Source organism: Enterococcus sp. AZ095b (assembly GCF_051714725.1).
In the GTDB taxonomy this organism is placed as follows: Bacteria; Bacillota; Bacilli; order Lactobacillales; family Enterococcaceae; genus Enterococcus_B; species Enterococcus_B pernyi.
This window is the reverse complement of sequence record NZ_JBIOSL010000001.1, coordinates 2,189,128-2,212,823: the sequence shown is the minus strand read 5'-3', so window position 1 is coordinate 2,212,823 and position 23,696 is coordinate 2,189,128. Positions and strand designations below refer to the sequence as shown.

Here is a 23,696-nt window from a genome sequence, read left to right as displayed (position 1 = left end):
ACCATAACATAGATTTGTATGAAAAGAAATAGCTTTTTCAGACTATGTATCAAGTAAATATGGTGCCAGTGAAGAATCAAGGGAAGAAAATCGGGACAACCCAATTTCTTCCGTTGCTATCCTAACTATTCGATAATTAATTCGACAGGGCAGTGGTCACTACCTAGAATCGATGTATGGATTTTTGCATCAACCAAACGAGGTGTCAAATCTTCACTCGTCAAGAAATAATCGATACGCCAACCTGCATTGTTTTTTCTAGCATTGAAACGATAACTCCACCAAGAATAGACACCTTCTAACTCTGGATAGAAGTAACGGAAAGTATCTACAAAACCATTATCAAGTAAATGAGACAATGCGTTTCGTTCTTCGATAGAGAAACCGGCACTTTTTTGATTCGTTTTCCAATTTTTCAAATCGATGTTCTCATGGGCAACATTTAGATCCCCACAAACAATTACCGGTTTTTGTTTTTTCAACTCTTCTAAATAATCATAAAAAGCAGATTCCCATTCTAAACGGTAATCGAGACGTTTCAATTCATTTTGTGAATTTGGTGTATAGCAAGTGACTAAGTAAAATTCAGGATATTCTAACGTGATCAATCGGCCTTCTTGATCATGGACATCAATGCCCATTCCATAAGAAACGTTCAATGCAGGTTCTTTGGCGAAGATCGCTGTACCTGAATAGCCTTTTTTGACTGCATAATTCCAATATTGATGGTAACCTGGTAAATCCAAGTCGATTTGACCTTCTTGTAGCTTTGTTTCTTGAAGACAGAAGAAATCTGCATCAAATTCCTTAAATGTTTCTAGAAAATTTTTGTTGACGATGGCTCTTAAACCATTGACATTCCACGAAATCAGTTTCAAAAAAACACGCTCCTTTTTCTATCAAGTCTGTGCGATTATATTGTACCTCATTTTTATTAAAAATAGTGTAAGATAAGAGTAATAACAGATAGCAGGAGGGAAACCATGAAAATTGGCGTAGTAGGAGTAGGTAACATTGCCGAAAAAGCATATTTACCCACATATGCAGGGAAACAAGGAATGGTTGATTTTTATTTTGCGACACGTAATCAGGTAACGAAAGATCGTCTGAAGAAAACCTATGGATTTGCTCATTTGTATGAGTCTTTGGATGACTTAATTGAAGAGGAGATCGAAGCATGTATGATCCATGCGGCAACAAGCGTTCATTTTCAATTAGCTAAAAAATGTTTGGAACATAATATCCATGTTTATATCGACAAGCCTTTAAGTGTCGACCTAAAAGAAATCCAAGAGTTACAAGAATTGGCAGAACAACATCAAGTGATTTTAATGGTGGGCTTCAACCGGCGATTCGCCCCAATGGTCGAAGAATTAAAAGCGATTCCAGAAAAACGGTTGATCCAGTTACAAAAAAATCGCATTGCGGCAAAAGAAACAACTGCTTTTGTCATTTACGATCTGTTCTTGCATCTGGTGGACACGGCTGTTTATTTATTAGACGAACCAGTGATCAAAACAACTTCTCATATCCGAGAAAAGGAAGGATCTATGGAAGTAGCGATGTTGCAACTTGAAACTGCGAACCAAATGGCAATTGTGACGATGGATCTTGGAAGTGGTGCAAATACTGAAACCTATCAAGTAACGAGCAAACAAGGAACCTATGAATTGAGTGATCTGACAGAATTAGTCATCCGTAAACCAGATACGGTGGAAATAAAGAAATTTGGTGATTGGGAAACCACGCTGAGCAAACGTGGTTTTGTGCCAATGGTTGAACGATTTTTTGAAGAAATCCAACAACCGACGCCAAATAATGAAAAGTTAAAACAAACCAACATTTATGAGAGCCATGCACTTTGTGAGGAGATGTTGAATAATCTTTATCGTCATCAGCTTTGAGCAAAACTGGCAAGATTGTTTTAAGCGTGATAGAATGATGGGGACGTTTGAAAAGAAAGGAAAGTCCTCAGTGAATAAAGAAGATATCGTTAAAAAAAATCCAGAGTTGAATCTGTTGCTTGATGAACCGTTAAGTCATTATACATTTACCAAAACCGGTGGACCGGTAGATGTTTTAGCTTTTCCCAAAACCAAATCAGAAGTCAAACAGTTAGTTGACTATTGTCGAGAAAACCAAGTGCCATGGTTGGTATTAGGAAATGCAAGTAACTTGATCGTCCAAGATGGTGGGATACGCGGCGTGGTCATCATGTTGACAGAGATGAACCAAATCAGCGTTGAAGGCACGATGGTGATTGCAGAAGCAGGTGCGAAACTGATCGATACGACGTATGCAGCCTTAGCAGAATCTTTGACAGGATTCGAATTTGCCTGTGGGATTCCTGGAAGTATCGGCGGTGCAGTCTACATGAATGCAGGAGCTTACGGTGGGGAGATCAAAGACGTGTTTGCAGAAGTCGATTTATTATTAAGTGATGGGACGATCCAAACTCTGTCAAATGAAGAAATGGCCTTTTCTTATCGCCACAGTGAATTACAGAAGATGGAGGCCATCGTCTTAGAAGCTCGTTTCCAATTAACACCTGGTGATCATGAGATGATCAAAGGTCGGATGGACGAATTGACGGAATTGCGTGAAGCAAAACAACCATTGGAATACCCTTCATGCGGTAGTGTCTTCAAACGACCTGAAGGACACTTCACAGGACAACTGATCCAAGAAGCAGGCTTACAAGGTTTGAAATGGGGCGGCGCACAGATTTCGGAAAAACATGCCGGCTTTATCGTCAATATCGACCATGCAACAGCAACTGATTATACAGAGTTGATTGCCCATATCCAAGAGGTGATCAAAGAGAAGTTTGATGTCGCATTAGAAACAGAAGTACGGATCATTGGTGAAAAAAGAAGCTAAAGGAAAGTAGGTGGCGTGATGTTAGATAAGCAATTGCCCTATGCAGAGATTTGGATGACACGCCCACTCAATGAAGAATTGCCTTCTTATCCCTTGAATCAGCAGTATCGCTTTGAAAAGTATCAACCAGGCGCAGAGCAGGATTGGGCAATCATTGAAACAGCAGTCGGTGAATTTGACTCTGTGGAGGAAGCACTGGTTTACTTTGACCAAGCTTTTGCCCCTTATCCAGAAGAACTGGCAAAGCGCATGTATTTTGTGGTCAACGAACAAGGTGAACGCATTGCCACATGCACTGCTTGGTGGAAGCTTCGTGAGAAAGAATATCCGCTTTTTCATTGGTTAGCGGTCAAGCCAGAACATCAAGGAAAAGGGATTGCCAGAAGTTTGACGATCGAAGTGCTCCATTGTTTTCAGCAAATAACGACACAAAGTCCAATTTATTTACACACACAGACATGGAGTCATCCAGCAATCAAACTTTATCAAAGTTTAGGTTTCACGTTCATCCCTGAGAAATTTGATGGTAGCGAAAATCCCGATTATGAAATGGTGATAGATATTTTATCATCGAAAATTAAAAAAGGCACCTAAAAAATAGGTGATGACAGAAGTATTCAGCTCCGAGAAATAAGCCGTGAAACCCGAAAATTGTTCTTCAAATTTTTGGGTTTCACGGCTTATTTTTGACGGAGTTGGCTTGCGAATACCGTATACACGATTTTAAGGATAGAAACAAAAAGGAATTTCATTTTTTTCCTAACGCTTCAAATTGCTTCAATGTTAGAGAATTATTAGGTTGATCGCTAAGTGGGAAATCCTTCACTAAGGTATTAAAGTTATTAGTTCATATACCAACGTTATTTAAATATCAAGAAATAATAGGTCAACTTAGAAAGAGGTTTGTGTGTATAATCCTGTTAATAAAAAAACAACAAATCGTCCAGATGATTTAGTTATAAGAGTCAATTAGATACTCGAGATAGTTGAATCACCAAAAAATGCAAGGTGTTTTGCTAAAATACTACAAAAATTTCGCATGGAAAAGAACCTCACGTTCATTACTTGTCCATTTCCAGCGTAAAATAGCTTATTAGGATTCCAAGCAGGTATTTCTGCCAAATCTAGCAATTTATCCTGATCGTTCGAATGATTTAGGCCATTCATTAGATAAATATGTCAATCATTGTTTTTGTGACTGGTTTACAACAGACAAAAAAACAGAACTTCAAAAGGTCATGGCTATTGATCCTACAAAACAAAAAAAGGTGGGACAGAAGTGTTTGGTCACGAGAAATAAGGTGTAATCCCCAAAAATTACTCTTTGAATTTCTGTGGATTTCACCTTTTTTCTGACTATTATCGCTTATGGTTCAGCCGGTTATTTGGGCTTGAGGTAAAAAACTAAAATCAAATTTACTTTTTCTCCAGCTACTCTTTTTTGTTTCCAGCAGTATCCATCCGTGTGGTCACACCTTTTTTTCTAGGGATGAAGTTCCGGATGAACGTAAATTTCCGATAATCGTTTCGTGTATAAAGATAGCCGAAAACGCTGAAGACAAGGGCTCCGATAAAATTGACGAATAAATCTTTCATCGTATCTAAGATCCCGATGTCCAAGTACCCATCTGCCATGACATACTCTTTGGTTTTGCCATGCTCATCTTTATATGTGACGGTTGTTTGTTGGATATCTTTGATCTTATATACGGTGTTGCCATCCTCACTTAATTTGACACTGTTGATCTGATCAACATAGTTATCTTTTTGCATGTCCATCTGCAAGACTTGATCCGCAGAGAATTCGATAAATTCCCAAAAAACCCCTACGGTCATGGAAAAACAGAAAGAGACTAGAGCGACTAGTAATGGCGTCAGATTCATTGTTTTCGTGTTTTTGTTCAAAAGATAGACAAGAGAAAAACCGACACCACCTGCTAGGAAGCCGCTTAGTGCGTGTAACGCTGTGTCCCATAGTGAAAAGTAGCCATAAAAGTCACTTAATTCACCCAAGACAGTGGCACTGAAAATAAAGGATAAGATGATGATTTCCAGTGTGTTAGGGATTTGGATCTTTAGTAATTTTTCTAGTAAATAGGGGATTTCAAACAATAATAAAGTTAATAATAAGAGCATGATATTCCCCATGTTCCGGTCGATCAATTGGTCGACGAGCATGACCACCACAATGATACGTAAAATGATGTAAATCGCATGAGTGACCTTCCCAGCAGACTTACTCCCTTTTGAAAAAAAATGTTTGATAAATTTCATAAATGAACTCCTTCGTGTTTCATATCGATTATACTTGTCTAATGAAAAAAGCCCAAATCTTCTGTTTGGATCAAAAAAAAAATTTTTTTTTGCCTGACTATTTATTCAAGAAACTCGACTGTTTTTCGATAGTTACTAACGAAAACTTGAAAAATTTGGAATATTAATGGTTATTTATAAAAGAGTGAGATACCAGTAGTACGGAAAATGTAAATTGTTGGTTGAATTTGTGAATGCTATCACTTATGATGGGGTAAGTGTTAAATTTTAGGAGGACAACTATGAAGAAAACAATTAAAGGGTTACTGACAGTTACAGCAATTTTTGCCTTAGGTGCCTGTACGCCTGATGAAAAAGAATCTGCATCCAGTAGCTCTTCCACAAAAGAATCAACAGAAGTATCATCCGGAGCATCTGCTCAAACTTACACAAATCCAGCTGATATGAAAGAAGAATATGATTTGATCATCGTCGGCGGAGGAGGAGCTGGTATGGCAGCTGCAATCGAAGCAAAAGATGCAGGCTTGAATCCAGTCATTTTTGAAAAAATGCCAGTTGCTGGTGGAAATACATTAAAATCTTCAAGTGGAATGAACGCATCTGAAACAAAATTCCAAGAAGAAGAAGGTATCACTGATTCGAACGACGCCTTTTATGAAGAAACATTAGCAGGTGCGAATGGCACAAATGATAAAGAAATGTTACGCTATTTTGTCGATCATTCGGCTGCTGCAATCGAGTGGTTAGATGAAAATGGCATTAAATTAGATAACTTGACGATCACTGGTGGAATGAGCGAAAGACGAACACATCGCCCTTCTGATGGTTCTGCTATTGGTGGCTATTTAGTCGATGGGTTATTACGAAATGTCCACGAACGCCAAATCCCGATTTTTGTAAATACTGAAGTGACAGATATCCAAAAAACGGGAGATACAGTTAACCAAGTAACAGTCCAAGTCCAAGGGGAAGAACCAAAAGAAATCACTGGTAAGGCTGTAGTTGTTACAACTGGTGGATTCGGTGCGAGTGAGCAATACATCCAAACTTACCGTCCAGATCTGGAAGGATATGTAACGACGAATCAAGTGGGATCAACAGGCGATGGTATCAAGATGATTGAAAAATTAGGCGGTCAAACGGTCGATATGGATAAGATCCAGATCCATCCAACGGTTCAACAAGATGAAGGATTCTTGATCGGAGAAGTGGTACGTGGTGAAGGAGCGATCTTAGTCGATCAAGATGGCGAGCGTTTCGTCAACGAAATGAATACACGAGACAAAGTATCAGATGCAATCACTGCATTGCCAGAAAAATCTGCTTATTTGATTTTTGACCAAGGGGTACGCGATCGCGCAACAGCAATTGAGTTTTATGATGAAAAAGGTTATGTAACTGCAGGTGAGACGATTGAAGAATTGGCAGAGAAAATCAACTTACCAGCAGAAACATTAGCACAAACAGTAACAACTTGGAACGAAGAAGTTGCCAATCAAGACGATACAGCATTTGGTCGTACGACAGCCATGGAGCATGATCTGTCTAAACCAAACTACTATGCGATCAAAATCGCACCTGGTATCCACTATACGATGGGTGGAATCAAAATCAATACGAACACAGAAGTTGTGGATAAAGACGGACAACCGATCACTGGACTTTACGCAGCAGGTGAAGTCACTGGTGGCTTACACGGTGAAAACCGCATCGGCGGAAACTCTGTAGCGGAAATCATTATTTTTGGACGTCAAGCAGGACAACAAGCAGCAAAATTTGTCTCTGCACAATAATAGAAATGATATAAAAAGAGAACCTAAGGCGCATGCCCTAGGTTCTCTTTTTAAGTTTCACTGACTGTCAAAATGATTTTTCCAACGTTTTTGTTGGCTTCCATATATTCATGGGCTTCTTTTGCTTCTGATAATGGAAAGGTTCGATCAATGATTGGACGGATCACTCCGGTTTCAAAATAAGGATCGATGTTTTTCATAAACTCTTGAGTCAGTTTTGCTTTGTATTCATCACTTCTTGGTGTCAATAGCGTACCAATCAATTGGATTCTTTTTTGCAGCAAAACGCTTAAATCAAGAGACTCGACTGTTGTGCCTCCTAGTGTGCCAATCAAGACCCAGCGACCATCTACAGCAATCGATGCCAGATTTTTTTCCCAATAAGAAGCACCGATGAAATCTAAGATGACATCAACGCCATGCCCATCAGTTATCTTTTTTACTTCCTCCGCGAAATCTTGCGTTTTATAGTTGATTACTTCATCTGCGCCTAATTCTTGGCAAAAGGCTAACTTTTCAGCTGAACCTGCGGTAACGATGATGCGTGCTTGCGAATATTGTTTGGCTAATTGGATCGCTGCTGTACCAACGCCACTTGCACCAGCATGGATCAAGACAGTCTCATTTTTTTGGAGTTTTCCTAACCAATACAAGGTTTGATAGGCAGTCAAGAAAACTTCAGCGATACCAGCGGCTGATACGTAGTCAAGGGAATCGGGCAAGAGGATTGCTCGATCTGCTGGGATTACGGCATATTCTGCATAGCCACCTAAATTCACTAGACCATAGACTCTCGTTCCAGTTGAAAACTCAGAACGGTCACTTGCGTTTTCAATGACTTCACCAGCAACCTCTACACCTAAGATCGGGTAAGGCGCTTGAAGTGCAGTATTTTCGCGACGCATGATATCCGTACGATTGACCGCAGCGGTGTGGACTTTTAACAATAACTCCCCAGCTTTTGGAATAGGTCTAGGGACATCCACTTCAGTCAAAACGTCTGCTGAACCGGGATGTTTCATAGAGATTCCACGCATGATTAAGCCTCCTCAACAAGTTGTTTAATGGCATCCGATACTGTATCCGATCCTTCAGATAGAACGACAGTTGTTTTTGAAATGTTTGGTTGATCCACTAACGCTGCTAAAACTTCTGCTACCGTTTTTCTTGTAATCGATTGAGCTGGTTTTTCGTCTGGTTTGGTCAATTGGATCGAAGTGACCTCCTCGTCGTTCGTCAAAGCTACAGGTTGTAGTATGACATAATCTAATGATGTCTGATTTTTCAACCATTCGTCTGCATAATATTTGGTAATATAATAATCAGTCATTGACTCAGGCCATTTCTCACGGTTATCCGCAAAAGCTGCACTGATCATCAAATAACGAGAGATATTTGCTTGCTCTGCTGCAATCATTGTTTTGATTGCGCCGTCTAAATCAACTTGTAAAAGATTTTGTCCTTGAGAACCAGCAGCAAAGATGACGAGTTCACTCTCTTGAAAGGCTTCCGCCATTTTTTCTGAAGACCAAGTTAAATCAAAGGGAACATAAGCGATATTTTCTTCATCATAAATCGCTTGGTTGGCAACATCTCGCACACCCGCGTAAACTTGATGTTCGGTTGTTCCGAGTTTTTGGATCAAATGACGCCCAATTTGTCCGTTTGCTCCTACTACAAAAATATTCATTTTCTTCATCCTTTCGCTACATATATGTATCAATCATGGTAACACCAAAAGATAAAAAATTCAGGACTAAACACTTATCAACAAAAAAACCAAAAAAGAGCTAACATACCGCATCACTCTTTTTTGGTTTTTTAATCCGATCATTAACGAATCATTCGTAGTAAAACGGTAGATACCGCAGCTGTGACTAAACCAGCGACGATTGCTTCTGGTACGCCACTAGTAAAGATGACCGCTAAAACTGCTGAATAGACTGCATTGATATTTGTCCCAAGAACCTGTGCATAATCTTGTTGGAATAGAAAATAGATCAAGTTCATCACTAAGATCGTATTGGTCAGAGAACCAGCGATCCCTGCGAGAAACAATGAGAGCGGACTAACTTTGTTTTTTGTCAATCGCTGTATTCCTTTATACACGAAATAAGGAACAACACCGATCAGGATTCTAGGTATCAAGGCAATGATCAAGGCTTTCCAGCTTCCTTGATCTGTGCCGATCACCGGAATAAACGGTGAGAAAACAAAAGACAACGGTGTTGGTATGAACGTACTGCGAATCAGACTGATCAAACCAAATGTACCACCGAGAAAGGCACCTAGCCGAGGACCTAAAATAATTGAAGCGACGATGACAGGGATATGCATCGTTGTTGCGTTGATCGGCCCAATCGGAATAAATCCGAGAGGCGTGACAGCGAGTAAGATCATAATTGCTAAAAACATAGCAGTTAAAGTAAAGTTTTTGGTATTTTTCATCATAACTCCTTAAATACTAGACCGACCTCTGCTTCAGCAGAAGTGTGACTTGGTCGATAATGATTTGGTTATCCGCTAAAGCACCTTTTCCGTAATCGCCACAAGCTAAGAGGGATTCTCTAGGTTCAATCTCTTGATAACCGATTTCTTTTAGCGTCATTAAATTTCTTTGATTGATCGGATGTTGGTACATATTAGTATTCATCGCCGGTGCAATCAATTTTGGTGTTTCCGGTAAAAGTGCCATGGCAACAGTCGATAAGAGATCATCCGCTAGACCATTCGCTAACTTGCCGATAATATTTGCAGTGGCTGGTGCAATCAAAAACAAGTCTGCTTGTTTGGCTAGCTCGATATGGTTGATCACTGAAGGATCGTTTTCTTGCATAACGTCTGTATGGACAGCACGTTTTGAAAGGGATTGCAATGTTAAAGGTGTAATAAATTTGGTACTACTTTTTGTCATGATGACATCGACTTGATAACCGAGTTTGACTAGTTGATTTGTGATATCTGCACTTTTATAAGCAGAGATACTGCCCGATACGCCTAATAGGATTTTTTTCATCGTGAATTCCTCCTTATTTTAAAATCGCAGTGACGATACATTTTGCAATCTCTTGCTTGGTATCGGCTTCTATGACCTCTCCATTTTTTGATAATAAGTATCCATGATGTTGTGTTTCACTGACTTGGGTCAAGTCATTTGCTAAAATATAGTCGGTTTGATTGGTGATCAAGCTATTTTTAGCTACTTCCAATAAGTGTTCTTTCGAGACATCGACTAATAATTTAAAACCAACGATGACAGCATTTGGTTGCCATTGGCGTAAAGAACGAATAATCTTTGGTGTTTTCTTCAATGTCAAAAAGAGATAGTCCGTATCAGATGAAATCTTGGCTTCTTTACTAGCGGTTCGTTCTGTTTCTGCAAACCATGCCGGCAGTGAATCAGGGGTCAATGCCTCTTTACTCAAGCGCTCAGCAAACTGTTGTTCAGAAAGACTGAAAGCCGGTGTGAAATCACTAACTGCCATGCTATGGATAATGGCATCATAGGTATTTTCTTGCATCAATCGTTCTAATGTAGTCAATAAGTCTTGAGTAGATTCGATGAGATGGATCTTCAAATGCTCAGAAGCAGTAGGCTTTACAGCAGAACGTGTCGTCACGTAGTCGATTCTCACCGTCTCGTGAGCCAGAAAGACTTCTGCGATGGCTTGACCTAATCGTCCAGTCGAATGGTTTGTGATCGAGCGGACTTGGTCGATTCGTTCGCTTGTGCCACCGGCTGTGATCAATACCTTCATATTGTTTCACCTACAGTGACAAGTGTTCTTCCTTGGTGTGTCCCATCAAGGATTTTTTGGGTCGTTTCTTCCAATTGATCTAAGGTGATCTCATTGACGACTAAATGATCTGTTACAGATAGGTCTGCTAGTTGTTGCCAGATATTCAAGCGTTTCTCATGTGGGACATTGACTGAATCGATACCGATCAACTGGATATTACGTAAAATAAAAGGTAACACTGTTGTTGTCAATTTGATGCCCCCCGCATTGCCACAGAGAGCAGCTGCGCCATCATAAGCAATCAAAGGCAATAATCGTGTGAGCTGTTCGCCCCCAACAGTATCGATCACATAATCGACTTGTTGTTTATCTAACGGTTTATTTTTTTCTGGTAGAAAGGCTTCTGGATGAACGACTTGAGTCGCCCCTAGTTTCTGTAGCCAAGTCTTTGCTTCTTCTTTACGAGAAAATGCGGTGATTTGCTGAAAGCCCATTTTATGCAACATGGCAATTGCCACACTACCAACTCCGCCAGAGGCACCAGTGACGATCACTTTGTCCTCTGCTTTCATTCCTTGGGTAAGTAAAGCATTCACGCAAAGTGCAGCAGTCAAACCAGCGGTGCCTAAAACCATTGCCTGACGTAGGGTCATCGTTTCTGGAAGAGGGATGAGCCAATCTCCAGTTACTTTCTGGTAATCGCTATAGCCACCAGGTTGACTAACACCCAACCCATAGCCGGTTGCTAGAACTTGATCTCCTGGTTGAAATCGTTTGTCCAAGCTTTTCATGACGACACCAGAAAAATCAATTCCGGGAGTCATTGGATAATGACGAATCACTTGGCCATGTTCACTACAAGCTAACGCATCTTTATAATTGACATCTGAGTAAGCGATTTTTACCCAAACTTCATTATTAGTCAGCTCAGGAAATTCTTTGTCAACGATGCTTGTATGAAAAGTAGGCTCGTTGTTTACTTGAAACTGTTTGAATGTATTCATTAGATAGAAGATACTCCTTTCGAAATTTTCCTTAATCATACCATAAAGCGTTTCATTTTCTAGTAGTTTGCTGATTAATTTCTTCTAAAAAAAAGTCGAGATAACCGAAAAAGTACAAAAGAAATTCAAGCAAAAGGGTTGTTTTTTCAGCGGAAATTTGTATACTAATACAGGTGGTAGTAAACTTGGAGTTTACTATTAGAAAACTTCGCATAGGGGGACAGTGACAAATGGAAATTGGTGAGAAGTTACGAAATCTGCGTATCCAAAAAAACTTGACACAAGAAGAATTAGGGGAGCGGACAGATTTATCAAAGGGCTATATCTCACAACTTGAGCGGGATTTAAGTTCGCCATCGATGGAAACATTTTTCTCAATCCTTGAAGTATTAGGAGTTACCCCAGAAGCTTTTTTTCATCAAGAAACACCTAACCTTCAAATCGTTTATACGAAAGAAGATCGAACGGTCTATTATGATGAGGAAAATGGTTATGAACTGGAATGGTTAGTGACAGATTCCAACGAAAAAGAAATGGAACCAGTTTTATTGACATTCGATACAGCTGGTGAATATAAAACCTTTGAACCTTCACTCTCAGAGACATTTATCTTTGTCTTAGAAGGGGAGATCGCGCTAAGCTTGGGTGAGCGAGAGTATGTAGCAAAAAAAGGTCAATCGATGTACTATCAGGCAACGACACATCATCAATTACGCAATCATCAAAACAAACAAACTAAGGTATTGATCGTCGCAACCGAATCATACTTGTAATATAGGGGGCAGAAAAAGTGGGAAAACCAATCATATCATTCGATCAGGTCGTAAAAAGCTATGATGATGAAACAATTTTGAAGAATGTCAGTTTTGAGATCGAACAAGGGAAATTTTATACATTGTTGGGGCCTTCTGGTTGTGGGAAAACAACGATTTTACGAATCATTGCAGGATTTACGGAAGCAACCGAAGGAGATATTTATTTTGAAGGAAAGCGCCTAAACGATCTACCGGCAAATAAGCGCCAAGTCAATACGGTTTTCCAAGATTACGCCTTATTTCCTCATATGAATGTATTTGATAATGTTGCATTTGGATTGAAAATCAAAAAAATGCCTAAATCAGAAATCGAAAAAAAAGTCAAAGACGCATTACGTATGGTGCAATTACCTGGATATGAAACGCGGGAGATCAGCGAGATGTCAGGGGGACAACGCCAACGGGTGGCCATCGCGCGAGCTATCGTCAATGAGCCGAAAGTCTTGTTATTGGATGAACCGTTATCAGCCTTGGATCTAAAGTTACGTACTGATATGCAATATGAGTTGCGCGAACTACAACAACGTTTAGGGATCACCTTTATTTTTGTGACGCATGATCAAGAAGAAGCGTTAGCAATGAGTGATGAGATTTTTGTGATGAACAAAGGGAAAATCGTCCAAAGTGGTACTCCTGTGGATATTTATGATGAACCAATCAATCATTTTGTGGCAGATTTTGTTGGTGAAAGCAATATCGTCAATGGCGTGATGATTGAAGATAACTTGGTTGAGTTTGTTGGCAAACAATTTGAGTGTGTCGATGGTGGGATGCGCGTCAATGAACCAGTTGAAGTCGTACTTCGTCCAGAGGATTTAACGATCACCACACCGGATAAAGGGAAATTAGTCGTGACAGTTGACACTCAGCTATTTCGTGGTGTCCATTATGAGATCATTTGCTATGATGAGCAACAAAATGAATGGATGGTCCACTCAACGAAAAAAGCGCGCGAAGGGAGTCAAGTCGGCTTAGCCTTTGAACCAGAAGACATCCACGTTATGCGTTTCAATGAGTCAGAAGAAGACTTCGATGCACGTTTGGAAAGCTACGAAGAATAGGGGGAGAGAATATGAGAACAATGCGTAGGATCTATTCCATCCCTTATGTTTTGTGGCTTGGATTATTTGTGATTGCGCCTGTTTTGATGATCATCTATCAATCTTTTTTTGATATGAGTGGTCAGTTTACATTAAGCAATTATGCTGCGTACTTTACTTCAGGAACTTACATCGCCATGACGATCAATTCGGTATGGTATGCGTTCTTGATTACATTATTCACATTGTTGATCAGCTATCCAACAGCTTATTTTTTAACGAAATTGAAACATAAGCAATTATGGTTGATGTTGATCATTTTACCGACATGGGTCAATTTATTGTTGAAGGCATATGCCTTTATCGGGATTTTCAGTATCCATGGAAGTGTCAACCACTTTTTCGAGTTTGTCGGCATTGGCCCACAACAGATTTTATTTACTGATTTTAGCTTCTTATTCGTAGCGACATATATCGAGATTCCTTTCATGATCATGCCGATTTTTAATGCTTTAGAAGAAATGAATCCTTCATTATTGAGTGCTAGTAAAGATCTAGGAGCAAGTAATTTTGAAACATTTCGCCGAGTGATTTTTCCTTTGTCATTGAACGGCGTGAAAAGTGGGGTACAAGCAGTTTTCATTCCCTCACTATCACTTTTTATGTTGACACGTTTGATTGGTGGAAATCGAGTGATCACGCTAGGTACAGCGATCGAACAGCATTTCTTAGTGACGCAAAATTGGGGCATGGGTTCAACGATCGGCGTGATTTTGATCATCGCTATGTTCGTTGTGATGTTACTAACTGGTGAGAAGAAAAAAGGAGGTCGCTCATGAGAAAAAAATTCAAATGGTCGTATCTCTATCTAACAGTTGTCTTTCTATTATTGTATTTACCGATTTTTTATTTGATTTTTTATTCCTTCAATGAAGGCGGAACGATGAACAGCTTTACCGGCTTTACTTGGGAGAATTATCAAGCGGTATTTGAGGATACACGACTGATCATCATCGTATTGAATACATTTATGCTGGCGTTCTTATCGGCTTTGATTGCAACGATCATCGGGACATTTGGCGCGATGGGGATCTATTACACGAAAAAACGTCAAGCACGAACGGCGCTATTGAGCATGAACAATATTTTACTTGTTTCTCCCGATGTGATCATCGGTGCGAGTTTTTTGATTTTCTTTACGCTAATCGGCTTTGGGTTAGGCTTTCAGAGTGTCTTGCTTTCCCATATCGCTTTTAGTATCCCTATCGTTGTTTTAATGGTCTTACCAAAATTGCAAGAAATGAACGATTCGATGGTGGATGCTGCGAGAGATTTAGGAGCGAATAATTTCCAAGTCGTAAAAAATATCATTTTACCGTTTTTATCTCCAGGAATCATTGCCGGTTATTTCATGGCGTTCACATACTCTTTAGATGATTTTGCGGTCACTTTCTTTGTAACAGGAAACGGCTTTACTACTTTATCCGTTGAGATCTATTCAAGAGCACGACAAGGAATCAGCTTAGAGATCAATGCGTTGAGCGCACTTGTCTTCCTGTTCTCGATGGTGTTAGTGATCGGCTACTACTTTATCAGTAAAGAAAACCGACCAAAACGATTGAAAAAAAATCGCCGCAACCGTGAGGAGGTGGCTCGTTTACGATGAAAAAATTACAATCTTTGCTGATCGGTATTATCTTGATCATTGGTGTATTGCTTGTCAGTGTTAGACAATTAGAAAAAGCGAGCGGAATGAGTGGAGCGAAAATCGTGACCATTTATAACTGGGGAGACTACATCGATCCTAGTTTGATCACGAAGTTTGAACAAGAATCCGGTTATAAAGTCAATTACGAAACATTTGACTCGAATGAAGCCATGTTTACCAAGATCCAACAGGGCGGAACCAATTATGATATTGCTATTCCTAGTGAATACATGATCCAAAAAATGATTGAAGAAAAACTTGTCATGCCTTTAGATCATAGTAAGATCAAAGGCCTGAACAATATCGATGATCGCTTCTTGGATTTGGATTTCGATCCTGATAATAAATATTCGATTCCTTATTTCTGGGGAACACTGGGTATCGTGTATAACGATAAAGTGTTCGACGAAGAAGAAATCAAGCATTGGGATGACCTTTGGAAACCAGAATTAAAAGACAGCTTGATGTTGATTGATGGAGCAAGAGAAGTGATGGGCTTATCTTTGAATAGTTTAGGGTATTCTTTGAACAGCAAAGACATGACCGAACTGAACGAAGCAGCACAAAAATTGAATAAAATGACGCCAAATGTCAAAGCAATCGTTGCAGATGAGATCAAAATGTATATGATCAACGAAGAGGCATCAGCAGCTGTGACTTTCTCAGGTGAAGCAGCAGATATGATGTATGAAAATGAACATTTACATTATGTGATCCCAACAGAAGGCTCAAATCTTTGGTTTGATAACATCGTCATGCCAAAAACAGCTAAAAACCAAGAAGGCGCCTATGATTTTATCAACTTCATGCTCGATCCGGAGAATGCCGCTCAAAATGCAGAATATATCGGCTACTCTACACCAAATAAAGCAGCCAAAGCATTGTTACCAAAGGAAATCTCCGAAGATGAACAATTTTATCCATCTGATGAAACGATTTCGCATCTTGAAGTTTACGAAAATCTCGGTTCAGAATACTTAGGAATCTATAATGATTTATTCTTAGAGTTTAAGATGTATCGGAAATGATGGTAAAACTCAAGGATCAAAAAACTTTGTTTTCGTACTTTTAGAAGCTCAGTTTTTCAAATTTCTACCAAAAGCGCCTTTTTAGGCGTTTTTTTTTTGTTTTGATTTAAGGATAGCAATATAGATTAAAATAATAGTCTTTAATTAGCGTAATTGATTGTGTAAAGGATAAATCAACCATGAAAAGAAGGGAAAAATAAACATGCAATTTTGATTTGCCTAAAGAAAAAAGTTTTTAACAAATAGTAGAAAAATATAGCTAATTCGCTATATAATGATATGATTACAAGGAAATAAGTTGAATCATCCTAAATTTAAGTGGGACGATGATTTTGAAAGTTTCCTTGATTCATTGAGTGACAAGGAGGCTGCAAAAATTTTATCAATCATTGATAAAATTGAAAAAACAGATATACATACAGCCATGCGGCAAAAGTGGGTAAAAAAACTGGAGAGCAATCTACATGAAGTGCGAGCAAGTATAAGTAGTAATGCTTTAAGAGGGATATATTTTCAAAGAAAAGGGAATGAATATTTTATTACTCATGGGTTTCGAAAGAAAGCAAATAAGCTTTCCAGACGAGAGTTAGAAAAAGGTAGAAAGTTGCGAGACAATTTTGTAAGTAAGAACGAGAGGTGGATATGATGAGTCAAGTACAAAATTATATAAAAAAAAGAGCGGAAAAAAGTGAAGAATTTGTGCATCTAATGGAAATTGAAGAAGATAAATTAGATGTTGCGTTAAAACTAGCAGAATTAAGGAAAAGTGCTGGATTAACACAAAAACAATTAGCGCAAAAAATTGGGAAACCTCAATCAACCATTTCACGAGTTGAAACAGGTGAAATGAATCCTAGTATTGAGTTAGTGATCGAACTAGCACAAGGATTGGATAAAAAGCTTGTCATAAATTTTGAGTAATCATTTTTTAAGTCGGAATCTATTGGTCCAGCCAATTAGTTGTCTCCATAAATCCTTCTTATATATCAATCAGAATTGAAGAAGAAGCCGAAGTTGTGCTATAATAAAAACGAAAAAAGGAACTGCGTCAACAGTTCCCTTTTGACAGCACCGCTAAACCCGGTGACAGAATTTTATTCTAAGTTGGAAATAGTCGTCTCCGGGAAAAAGTGACGGCTATTTCTTTTTGTCATTTTTGTTGGTCAAGGCTAGGATGCCAAAGATCAAAGTAGCGGTAAATGAACCGAAACTGATCATTAGCCCTAACGCTGTTTCAACAGACAAAAGGCTTCTCCTTTCTTCGATTTCAGTACTTATCTCCATAAGCACCACCACCTTTTTGAAGTCGCCACCGTCATTCAACTTTACTGTCCCAAAAAGTATAGCATATCGCCCTAGATAGAGTCCTTGAACTTTAGATAAACACGGATGTTTTTTTGAAAAATTTGTATGTTCACTTAAAATACATTGAATCAGGAATCAGAATTGAAGAAGAAGCTGGAGTTGTGCTATAATAAAAACGAAAAAAGGAACTGCGTCAACAGTTCCCTTTTGACAGCACCGCTAAAAACTAGTGGCAAGTGTAATAGTTAACTCAAAGAGAAGTAAACCATCGGCTCGCTAAAGTGACGGTTACTTCTCTTTGTCATTTTTCAGCATCGTAACACCCAAACCAACTAAAGCAACGGTAAACATACCGAAAGCTATCATTGTTTGGATTGTTTCATATCAAGACAAAAAGGTCAGTTACTTAGAGTTAGAAAAATGACACTATCAATTTAAGCGATTACGTCCTTTTCAATGGGCTCATATTTTGAATATCTAAAAAATAGTTAGTTGTTTATCTGTATCTGCGTAAATCAATTGCTAAGAAAAAGAAAGCAATCAGAAAATACATCCGTGTATTTTCTGGTTGTTTTTCTTTTTTTCTTTTTTTTGTCAGTTAAAAGATCCGAAAATACTATCAAAATAAAATAACAAAAAAATATTTGTTTTATGATTGATCGAATCATCATTCATGGTGGTTATCGGACACCTTCGCTTTTGATTGCCTGAATTAACAATGATTAACCTTATCATTTTATGAGGAGTAAAATTTACAATGTGCAAGTTGGCGGTTGTTTTTTCTATTTTTAGGAAACATTATAATTATCATTCTATGAAACGAAGTAAGAGATCGACAAATTAATAATTAAACTGGAAGCCGTTAAGAAGATATTGAAAGTTCTCTCGATTCAGAGAGGGACATACTTTTATTTTAGTGGAAAATAAAAAAGATTTTTTTTGCATAACAATGTTTTAATATCTTGTGTTTCCTTATTGGTAAAAAAGTAATAACAAGAAGTTTCATGAAGTAAACATGAACTTTCATATCATAAATAAAAAAATATTTAGTTATAATATAATTGGAGTTCTCTAATTATAGGTGCTGCTTAGATAGTAAAAAAAAGTTCATTTATCAAATTTTTTATGAGATAATTTGTATATAAATTAAAATATGGTTAGAGAGCGAAGGGCTGACATATTTATGATTAAACTGAACAAGAAAAAACTTATTGCAAATATATTTTTAAGTTCAATGGTGTTAACGCAAACAGTACCGACTTTTGCAAACGTTCTAGAAGATATTGATCCAGTAAGACATACAGTTATTGAAGAAGAGCCAATAGACGAAGAAAAAGAAAGCTTTGATGATGAAATCATAAATGAAAAAGTGTCTTCCGAGGAAGTCGTGGTTCTGGAGGATGATCGTCATGTGGTGGTAACTGAAGAAGACGACCATGTAACACTCGAGACAACCGATCAACTGGTTGAAGTGCAACAGACAGTGATGGAAGAAATGGAAGCGCAAAACGAAACGATCATTGAATCGTACTTTTCTGGAGCAGGTGATGGTTCTCTCACCTCGCCCTTCCAAATCACCACTGAAGCTGAATTGAATGAAATGCGAAATGATCTCGCGGCGCATTACCAATTGATGAATGATATTACACTCACTTCAGATTGGATACCTGTTGGATATGGGACAACTTTAGCAACAAAATTTACTGGAAGTTTTACAGCTGAACCTGGAACAGTGATCCGTAATATGATAGTGAATACTGGGGTACAACTTGGGGATCTGCATAATCGTGGGTTCTTCGGTGTGACAGACGGTGCAAAGATTTCCGACATCACATTAGAAAATCCTCGGGTTGTGGGAGGGCTCTACGGAAATAATGTTGGGGGATTGATTGGTCAAATCAATGACCTATCTAAAGGACCAACGACCGTCACTGATTCTACTGTTATTGGTGGAAGTATTGAAGCAAGTGGGAATAACATTGGTGGACTAGTTGGTTATATGGCGAATACTGTCGCAGGTACTACGATTGCGCGCTCATCTTCTTCAGCAACGATAACAGTTAATGCCAATCCTTACATGTATCCTCAAGCTGTTGGGGGGCTGATCGGAGTAAATGGAAATACAGTTGTAGATAGTTATGCCACAGGAAATGTCACAGCGAATACAACCAATACTGGAGGACTAATTGGTCTGAATAGCTGGGGTAAAGTCAGCCGCTCGTATGCTACTGGGAACATTGACAGCCCGGAAAGTGAAAACGTGGGAGGTTTGATTGGTGGACACGACTTCTACAGTACAGTAGTCGATTCCTATGCGACAGGCGATGTTATTTGGAGAACAAACGTTCGTGGCCATTCATCCATATGCGATTGAAGTAGCACGCAACTATAGTACAGGACATGTAACTGGCATTGAAGCTGTTGGCGGTTTTGTCGGTAATGCCGGCTCTTTAACAATCAAAAACAGTTATGGGATGGGGGATGTCACTGGAGAATCCGATGTCGATCATTTCGGTTTAGGTGGAACGAATATCAATAATTACTACTATAATAACTCTGAAGCTTTATACGGCGGGGTTCCAGTTAGTGGTCAAGTGATCAAAGATGTCATTGAATTGCGCACGCAAGCGACTTATGAATCTAATGGTTGGGATTTCGGTAGTACTTGGGTGTGGGATACTGCGACAAATTATCTGAAGCTAGGACTAGGTAACGAGATGGATACTTTACCGATCAATGCGTTAGGAGAAACGCTTCAAGTGCCATATGGTGGAGCAGAAACAAAGATTCCACTTACTGATGTCTTTTCTTTATTCGGACGAGGTGGAAATCCAAATGATTATCTTTTTGAGACAGATGCGGATGGGGTAAGCATTTCAGCCGATGGTATGGATTTGATCTTGGAAATTTCTAGTGTTGGGATTTATGAAGTGACTGCTACACCAATTAGTCGTATCACTACATTAGAACCTGGACAGAATTGGAATAAAGCAATGATTGAAGTGACTCCGGCTGAGATCATTCTAGAAAAAGGGACAGTTTTTGCTCGTTCATTCAATGGAACGACTGAAATTGATCATTTCGATATGCCGACGTTAACTGGGGTGGCACCTGGAGATGAGGTGATTTGGCAATAAGCAAGCTTCCAATATACGAATAGTGCTGCTGGAACGAATACGATCGAAGGAGCGAACTGGACCATTGATTGGGGCACGGTTAACCTTTCCAACTATGAGGTTACCGGCTTACCGACTATTGGGAATCATGAGTATCTGGTCACAGATCTCTTTGATGTCGAAGCAATCACGAAAGCAGCCGGTGCATTTCTGAGAATAGATGAGGAATTAGCAAAACAAAACAATACCCATGAAGTGATCACGATTGCGGATACTGCACTTCTACACCATGACGACACCCCAAATACACCAGGCGAGCACTGGTACCATGACCATGCGGAAGAATTGCTGCAAGATGTGACCTACCTGATTTACGACACAGATCCACAAGCCACTCCGCTTGCACGAGTAGTAGCTTATGCGGATGGTGTAGCAGCGGTAGATGGGGTTTTTGTAGGATTAAGTGCCAACACTACCTATTGGATCACTGCAATTTCAGATGAGAGCGACAACTTTTTAGCAGGGGAAGAGTCTGAACCCATTATGCTTACTACAGCACAGTCGGGAGGCACTGGGAATACTGGAAATGGTGGGAATAACATCAGCGCTCCTTCTGGCAACAATCAGTCAGGCAACAATCAAACCGGCACGACTCCAAATGGTGGTAGTGGCAGTGTAGCGACAAATGTTGCATCAACAAAAAATAATGGCAGAGACAGCAATCTACCGAAAACTGGCGAAGTAGCTAGTACATTCGCATTACTTGGTTTTGGCTCGGTAGGTACAGCTTTAGCTAGCTGGCTGAAGCGTAAGAAAAATAATTAAGTGGTGACATAAAGATTGAGCTAATTGTGTATAGTGTCAAGAAATATTTCTATGAATCTAGAATTTGTTTTTCGGATTTTTAGGTTTTGGACTATTTCTGAGAACTAACATGATTGTCTCAATCTTTTTTTCGTTGATTAAAAAAGAATAGGGAAGATCAGTGAGTAGTCATTCGACAGACAATCGTCGCCTACGGGCTCAAACTTCTATTTGCTGATTCTTTCGAGTATACTATAAGAAAAGATCAAGTACGAGAGGCAAAAGAAATGAACTCATCAAAAAAAGATAACACATGCAAAGACTACTTTGTAAGTAGAAGCCAACACTTTTTGATTTGATTGCTTGTTACTCCTACTTGCTCAAAATAAAAAATGGAGAATCACTATGACAAACATTTTATTAGTAGATGATAGTGCACTGATTACAAGCGGCTTAAAAATCATTTTAGAAAGTACAAACGATTTTCAAGTAGTGGGTATTTGTCATGATGGGCGTTCAGCTATTGCTTTTTGCGAAAAAAATCAAGTCGATCTTGTATTGATGGATGTCCGAATGCCGGGAATGGATGGCGTCACTGCTACGCAACAGATTACGGAAGAATATCAGATACCTGTCATCATTTTAACTACGTTTGATGAAGATCGTTACATAGAGGAAGGGATACGCAACGGTGCAAGTGGTTACTTGCTGAAAACAACTCCTCCTGAAGCGGTGATCCAAGCAATCAAGAGTGTGTTACAGGGACAAACGATCCTTTCGAAAGAAATCCTCGTGAAGGCAACGCAACAATTAGGTAACAAGAATGATCAAGAAGCAGATCTCTCCTTACTGACGGAACGAGAGCAAGAAATAGCCTACCTCGTCGCAAAAGGAATGACAAATAAAGTGATTGCGCAAACACTATTTTTAAGTGAAGGAACTGTCCATAACAATCTTTCAATGATTTTAAAAAAATTGAACTTGGATCATCGTACGCAATTAGCGATCTATGTTCTCACAGGTGAGGTTATGACGTAGATGCAAACAATCAAATTATCGATCAACTTGCTATCGATCATTGGTTTGATCGGGTTGATGATCTATCAAACATCCGCTACCATTTTGATGTTTGTCATTAGTTTAAGTATGGTATGGTTGACATTTTTTTTCTTAGGCGAAAGTTTTCAGAAACATCGGCCTTGGTTTGTTGCTTTGCAATTGATCAGTGTTCTATTGAGTTTGATTTTTGTCGAACAAGCGATTTTTCTATTGTCACTTTCCTTGCTGCAAGGTTATTTTTGCTTCCAAAAATCATGGTTACTTTTAGTCGTAGCCTTGATCAATTATAGTGTTGGCAGCTTTTTTCTCTCTGATTCACTTTATTTTCTCTTTGTACTGTGGGTAAGTGGGATGATCAGTATCGTTTGGTCTGCGGAAAAAATGATGAAACAACAAGAAGAGTTAACTACTTCTTCCGATTTTTTACGGATTGAACGAAACAAATTATCAAAACTCTTTGCACAAAGCACTTTGAATGCTGAAGCGATGCAAAAAGAAGCAACGTCAGTAGAAAGACAACGGATCATTCATGAAATCCATGACCATCTTGGGCACGACTTAACGAGTTGCTTGATCCAAATAGAGGCGGCAAAGGTCATCAATCGAGAACAACCGGAACAAGCGCATCAATTATTGAGTCAATCTGCTGGTCGCTTAAGAAAGTCGATCAACGAAGTGCGCAACGTGTTACATGACGAGCGACCAAAGAATGAAACCTTGAACATCAATAAAGTAAAGGCTGAACTCCAACGTTTCTCCGAGACTCACCAGATTATCGTGGATTTCCAATATAGCGGTTCCTTAGATAAAATCAGTCGTTTTCATTGGCAAGTATTAGCGGCGAATTTGAAAGAGTTTTTGACGAATACGTTGAAATATAGTGAAGCTTCAACGGTTACGGTGCGTTTACATGTGTATCAAAAATTTTTACGATTTGAATCGAAGAACAATGGAAAAAGTGCAATAGACTATCGTAAAGGTCTGGGGATCGTAGGAATGGAAGAACGAACAGCCGTATTGAGCGGCAAATTGTTGATCGATGGAACGGATGGTTTTCACATCACCACGATATTACCTTTTGATGAAGAACATGAGATTTCTAATTCGTAAATCATGAGAAACTGTACTAT

The 23,696-nt window shown here is 39.0% G+C and carries 25 protein-coding genes and 1 pseudogene; 16 read left to right on the top strand and 10 right to left on the bottom strand.

Annotated features, from left to right (window positions below):
* Nucleotides 1-125 precede the first annotated feature (125 nt).
* Nucleotides 126-878, bottom strand: coding sequence for an exodeoxyribonuclease III (locus IGJ99_RS10560; protein WP_023520106.1), 753 nt, complete (start codon nt 876-878; stop codon nt 126-128).
* A 105-nt stretch (nt 879-983) separates the two neighbouring features.
* Here IGJ99_RS10560 and IGJ99_RS10555 point away from each other — a divergent pair, with 105 nt between their 5' ends.
* The 3 genes from IGJ99_RS10555 to IGJ99_RS10545 all read left to right on the top strand — a co-directional run bounded on the left by IGJ99_RS10555 (nt 984) and on the right by IGJ99_RS10545 (nt 3,474).
* Nucleotides 984-1,904 (top strand): Gfo/Idh/MocA family protein, encoded by a 921-nt coding sequence (locus IGJ99_RS10555; protein WP_077151088.1) that lies wholly within the window; start codon nt 984-986, stop codon nt 1,902-1,904.
* 70 nt (nt 1,905-1,974) lie between these two features.
* Nucleotides 1,975-2,880, top strand: coding sequence for a UDP-N-acetylmuramate dehydrogenase (gene murB, locus IGJ99_RS10550; RefSeq protein WP_062804841.1), 906 nt, complete (start codon nt 1,975-1,977; stop codon nt 2,878-2,880).
* Nucleotides 2,881-2,898: 18 nt separating this feature from the next.
* Nucleotides 2,899-3,474 carry a GNAT family N-acetyltransferase gene (locus IGJ99_RS10545; protein ID WP_438770817.1) on the top strand — a complete coding sequence of 192 codons (576 nt, stop codon included), beginning with the start codon at nt 2,899-2,901 and terminating at the stop codon, nt 3,472-3,474.
* Between the two features lie 837 nt (nt 3,475-4,311).
* Here IGJ99_RS10545 and IGJ99_RS10540 read toward each other — a convergent pair.
* Nucleotides 4,312-5,154 carry a hypothetical protein gene (locus IGJ99_RS10540; protein WP_023520102.1) on the bottom strand — a complete coding sequence of 281 codons (843 nt, stop codon included), beginning with the start codon at nt 5,152-5,154 and terminating at the stop codon, nt 4,312-4,314.
* Nucleotides 5,155-5,435: 281 nt separating this feature from the next.
* Here IGJ99_RS10540 and IGJ99_RS10535 point away from each other — a divergent pair, with 281 nt between their 5' ends.
* Nucleotides 5,436-6,947, top strand: coding sequence for a flavocytochrome c (locus IGJ99_RS10535; protein WP_137072690.1), 1,512 nt, complete (start codon nt 5,436-5,438; stop codon nt 6,945-6,947).
* Nucleotides 6,948-6,997: 50 nt separating this feature from the next.
* Here the strand turns inward: IGJ99_RS10535 and IGJ99_RS10530 are convergent, their stop codons facing one another.
* The 6 genes from IGJ99_RS10530 to IGJ99_RS10505 form a co-directional block, all read right to left on the bottom strand.
* On the bottom strand, nt 6,998-7,984 hold the full coding sequence (locus tag IGJ99_RS10530) for an NAD(P)H-quinone oxidoreductase (RefSeq protein ID WP_409173528.1): 987 nt from the start codon (nt 7,982-7,984) through the stop codon (nt 6,998-7,000).
* Between the two features lie 2 nt (nt 7,985-7,986).
* Nucleotides 7,987-8,637, bottom strand: coding sequence for an NAD(P)-binding oxidoreductase (locus IGJ99_RS10525; RefSeq protein WP_409173527.1), 651 nt, complete (start codon nt 8,635-8,637; stop codon nt 7,987-7,989).
* Nucleotides 8,638-8,780: 143 nt separating this feature from the next.
* Nucleotides 8,781-9,395, bottom strand: a complete 615-nt coding sequence (locus IGJ99_RS10520) for an ECF transporter S component (protein WP_010734774.1) — start codon at nt 9,393-9,395, stop codon at nt 8,781-8,783.
* Between the two features lie 16 nt (nt 9,396-9,411).
* Nucleotides 9,412-9,963 (bottom strand): phosphopantothenoylcysteine decarboxylase, encoded by a 552-nt coding sequence (coaC, locus tag IGJ99_RS10515; protein ID WP_409173526.1) that lies wholly within the window; start codon nt 9,961-9,963, stop codon nt 9,412-9,414.
* 13 nt (nt 9,964-9,976) lie between these two features.
* On the bottom strand, nt 9,977-10,705 hold the full coding sequence (locus tag IGJ99_RS10510; protein ID WP_137072688.1) for a phosphopantothenate--cysteine ligase: 729 nt from the start codon (nt 10,703-10,705) through the stop codon (nt 9,977-9,979).
* Nucleotides 10,702-11,691 carry an acrylyl-CoA reductase family protein gene (locus IGJ99_RS10505; RefSeq protein WP_062804846.1) on the bottom strand — a complete coding sequence of 330 codons (990 nt, stop codon included), beginning with the start codon at nt 11,689-11,691 and terminating at the stop codon, nt 10,702-10,704. The genes IGJ99_RS10510 and IGJ99_RS10505 overlap by 4 nt, the downstream gene beginning before the upstream one ends.
* 230 nt (nt 11,692-11,921) lie before the next feature.
* Here IGJ99_RS10505 and IGJ99_RS10500 point away from each other — a divergent pair, with 230 nt between their 5' ends.
* The 7 genes from IGJ99_RS10500 (at nt 11,922) to IGJ99_RS10470 (ending at nt 17,203) form a co-directional block, all read left to right on the top strand.
* Nucleotides 11,922-12,464, top strand: coding sequence for a helix-turn-helix domain-containing protein (locus tag IGJ99_RS10500; protein WP_019723760.1), 543 nt, complete (start codon nt 11,922-11,924; stop codon nt 12,462-12,464).
* 17 nt (nt 12,465-12,481) lie between these two features.
* On the top strand, nt 12,482-13,567 hold the full coding sequence (locus IGJ99_RS10495; protein WP_010734779.1) for an ABC transporter ATP-binding protein: 1,086 nt from the start codon (nt 12,482-12,484) through the stop codon (nt 13,565-13,567).
* Nucleotides 13,568-13,578: 11 nt separating this feature from the next.
* On the top strand, nt 13,579-14,385 hold the full coding sequence (locus tag IGJ99_RS10490) for an ABC transporter permease (RefSeq protein WP_019723761.1): 807 nt from the start codon (nt 13,579-13,581) through the stop codon (nt 14,383-14,385).
* Complete coding sequence (locus tag IGJ99_RS10485; protein WP_019723762.1) at nt 14,382-15,212, top strand: ABC transporter permease; 831 nt, start codon at nt 14,382-14,384, stop codon at nt 15,210-15,212. The genes IGJ99_RS10490 and IGJ99_RS10485 overlap by 4 nt, the downstream gene beginning before the upstream one ends.
* Nucleotides 15,209-16,282 (top strand): ABC transporter substrate-binding protein, encoded by a 1,074-nt coding sequence (locus IGJ99_RS10480; protein WP_023520096.1) that lies wholly within the window; start codon nt 15,209-15,211, stop codon nt 16,280-16,282. Before IGJ99_RS10485 ends, IGJ99_RS10480 begins: the two co-directional genes overlap by 4 nt.
* Before the next feature lie 298 nt (nt 16,283-16,580).
* The gene (locus IGJ99_RS10475) at nt 16,581-16,928 is read left to right on the top strand and encodes a type II toxin-antitoxin system RelE/ParE family toxin (protein ID WP_153830269.1); all 348 of its coding nucleotides are present in this window, start codon (nt 16,581-16,583) and stop codon (nt 16,926-16,928) included.
* The gene (locus tag IGJ99_RS10470) at nt 16,928-17,203 is read left to right on the top strand and encodes a helix-turn-helix domain-containing protein (protein WP_077151091.1); all 276 of its coding nucleotides are present in this window, start codon (nt 16,928-16,930) and stop codon (nt 17,201-17,203) included. The genes IGJ99_RS10475 and IGJ99_RS10470 overlap by 1 nt, the downstream gene beginning before the upstream one ends.
* Before the next feature lie 216 nt (nt 17,204-17,419).
* Here IGJ99_RS10470 and IGJ99_RS10465 read toward each other — a convergent pair whose 3' ends face one another.
* Both IGJ99_RS10465 and IGJ99_RS10460 read right to left on the bottom strand, forming a co-directional pair.
* Nucleotides 17,420-17,566 (bottom strand): putative holin-like toxin, encoded by a 147-nt coding sequence (locus IGJ99_RS10465; RefSeq protein ID WP_010734785.1) that lies wholly within the window; start codon nt 17,564-17,566, stop codon nt 17,420-17,422.
* 309 nt (nt 17,567-17,875) lie between these two features.
* Nucleotides 17,876-17,971 (bottom strand): annotated as a pseudogene (locus tag IGJ99_RS10460) (putative holin-like toxin); the annotation flags it as partial.
* A gap of 853 nt (nt 17,972-18,824) precedes the next feature.
* On the opposite strand from IGJ99_RS10460, the gene IGJ99_RS10455 reads away from it, so the two are divergent.
* From IGJ99_RS10455 to IGJ99_RS10435, 5 genes are all read left to right on the top strand, one after another.
* On the top strand, nt 18,825-19,961 hold the full coding sequence (locus IGJ99_RS10455) for a GLUG motif-containing protein (RefSeq protein ID WP_438770816.1): 1,137 nt from the start codon (nt 18,825-18,827) through the stop codon (nt 19,959-19,961).
* Nucleotides 19,912-20,724, top strand: a complete 813-nt coding sequence (locus IGJ99_RS10450; RefSeq protein ID WP_438770815.1) for a hypothetical protein — start codon at nt 19,912-19,914, stop codon at nt 20,722-20,724. Before IGJ99_RS10455 ends, IGJ99_RS10450 begins: the two co-directional genes overlap by 50 nt.
* Before the next feature lie 234 nt (nt 20,725-20,958).
* Entirely contained in the window at nt 20,959-21,528 is a 570-nt protein-coding gene (locus IGJ99_RS10445; RefSeq protein WP_010734788.1) for an LPXTG cell wall anchor domain-containing protein, read from the top strand.
* 384 nt (nt 21,529-21,912) lie between these two features.
* Nucleotides 21,913-22,545, top strand: a complete 633-nt coding sequence (locus IGJ99_RS10440; RefSeq protein WP_010734789.1) for a response regulator transcription factor — start codon at nt 21,913-21,915, stop codon at nt 22,543-22,545.
* Entirely contained in the window at nt 22,546-23,676 is a 1,131-nt protein-coding gene (locus IGJ99_RS10435) for a sensor histidine kinase (protein ID WP_438770814.1), read from the top strand.
* Nucleotides 23,677-23,696: the final 20 nt, after the last annotated feature.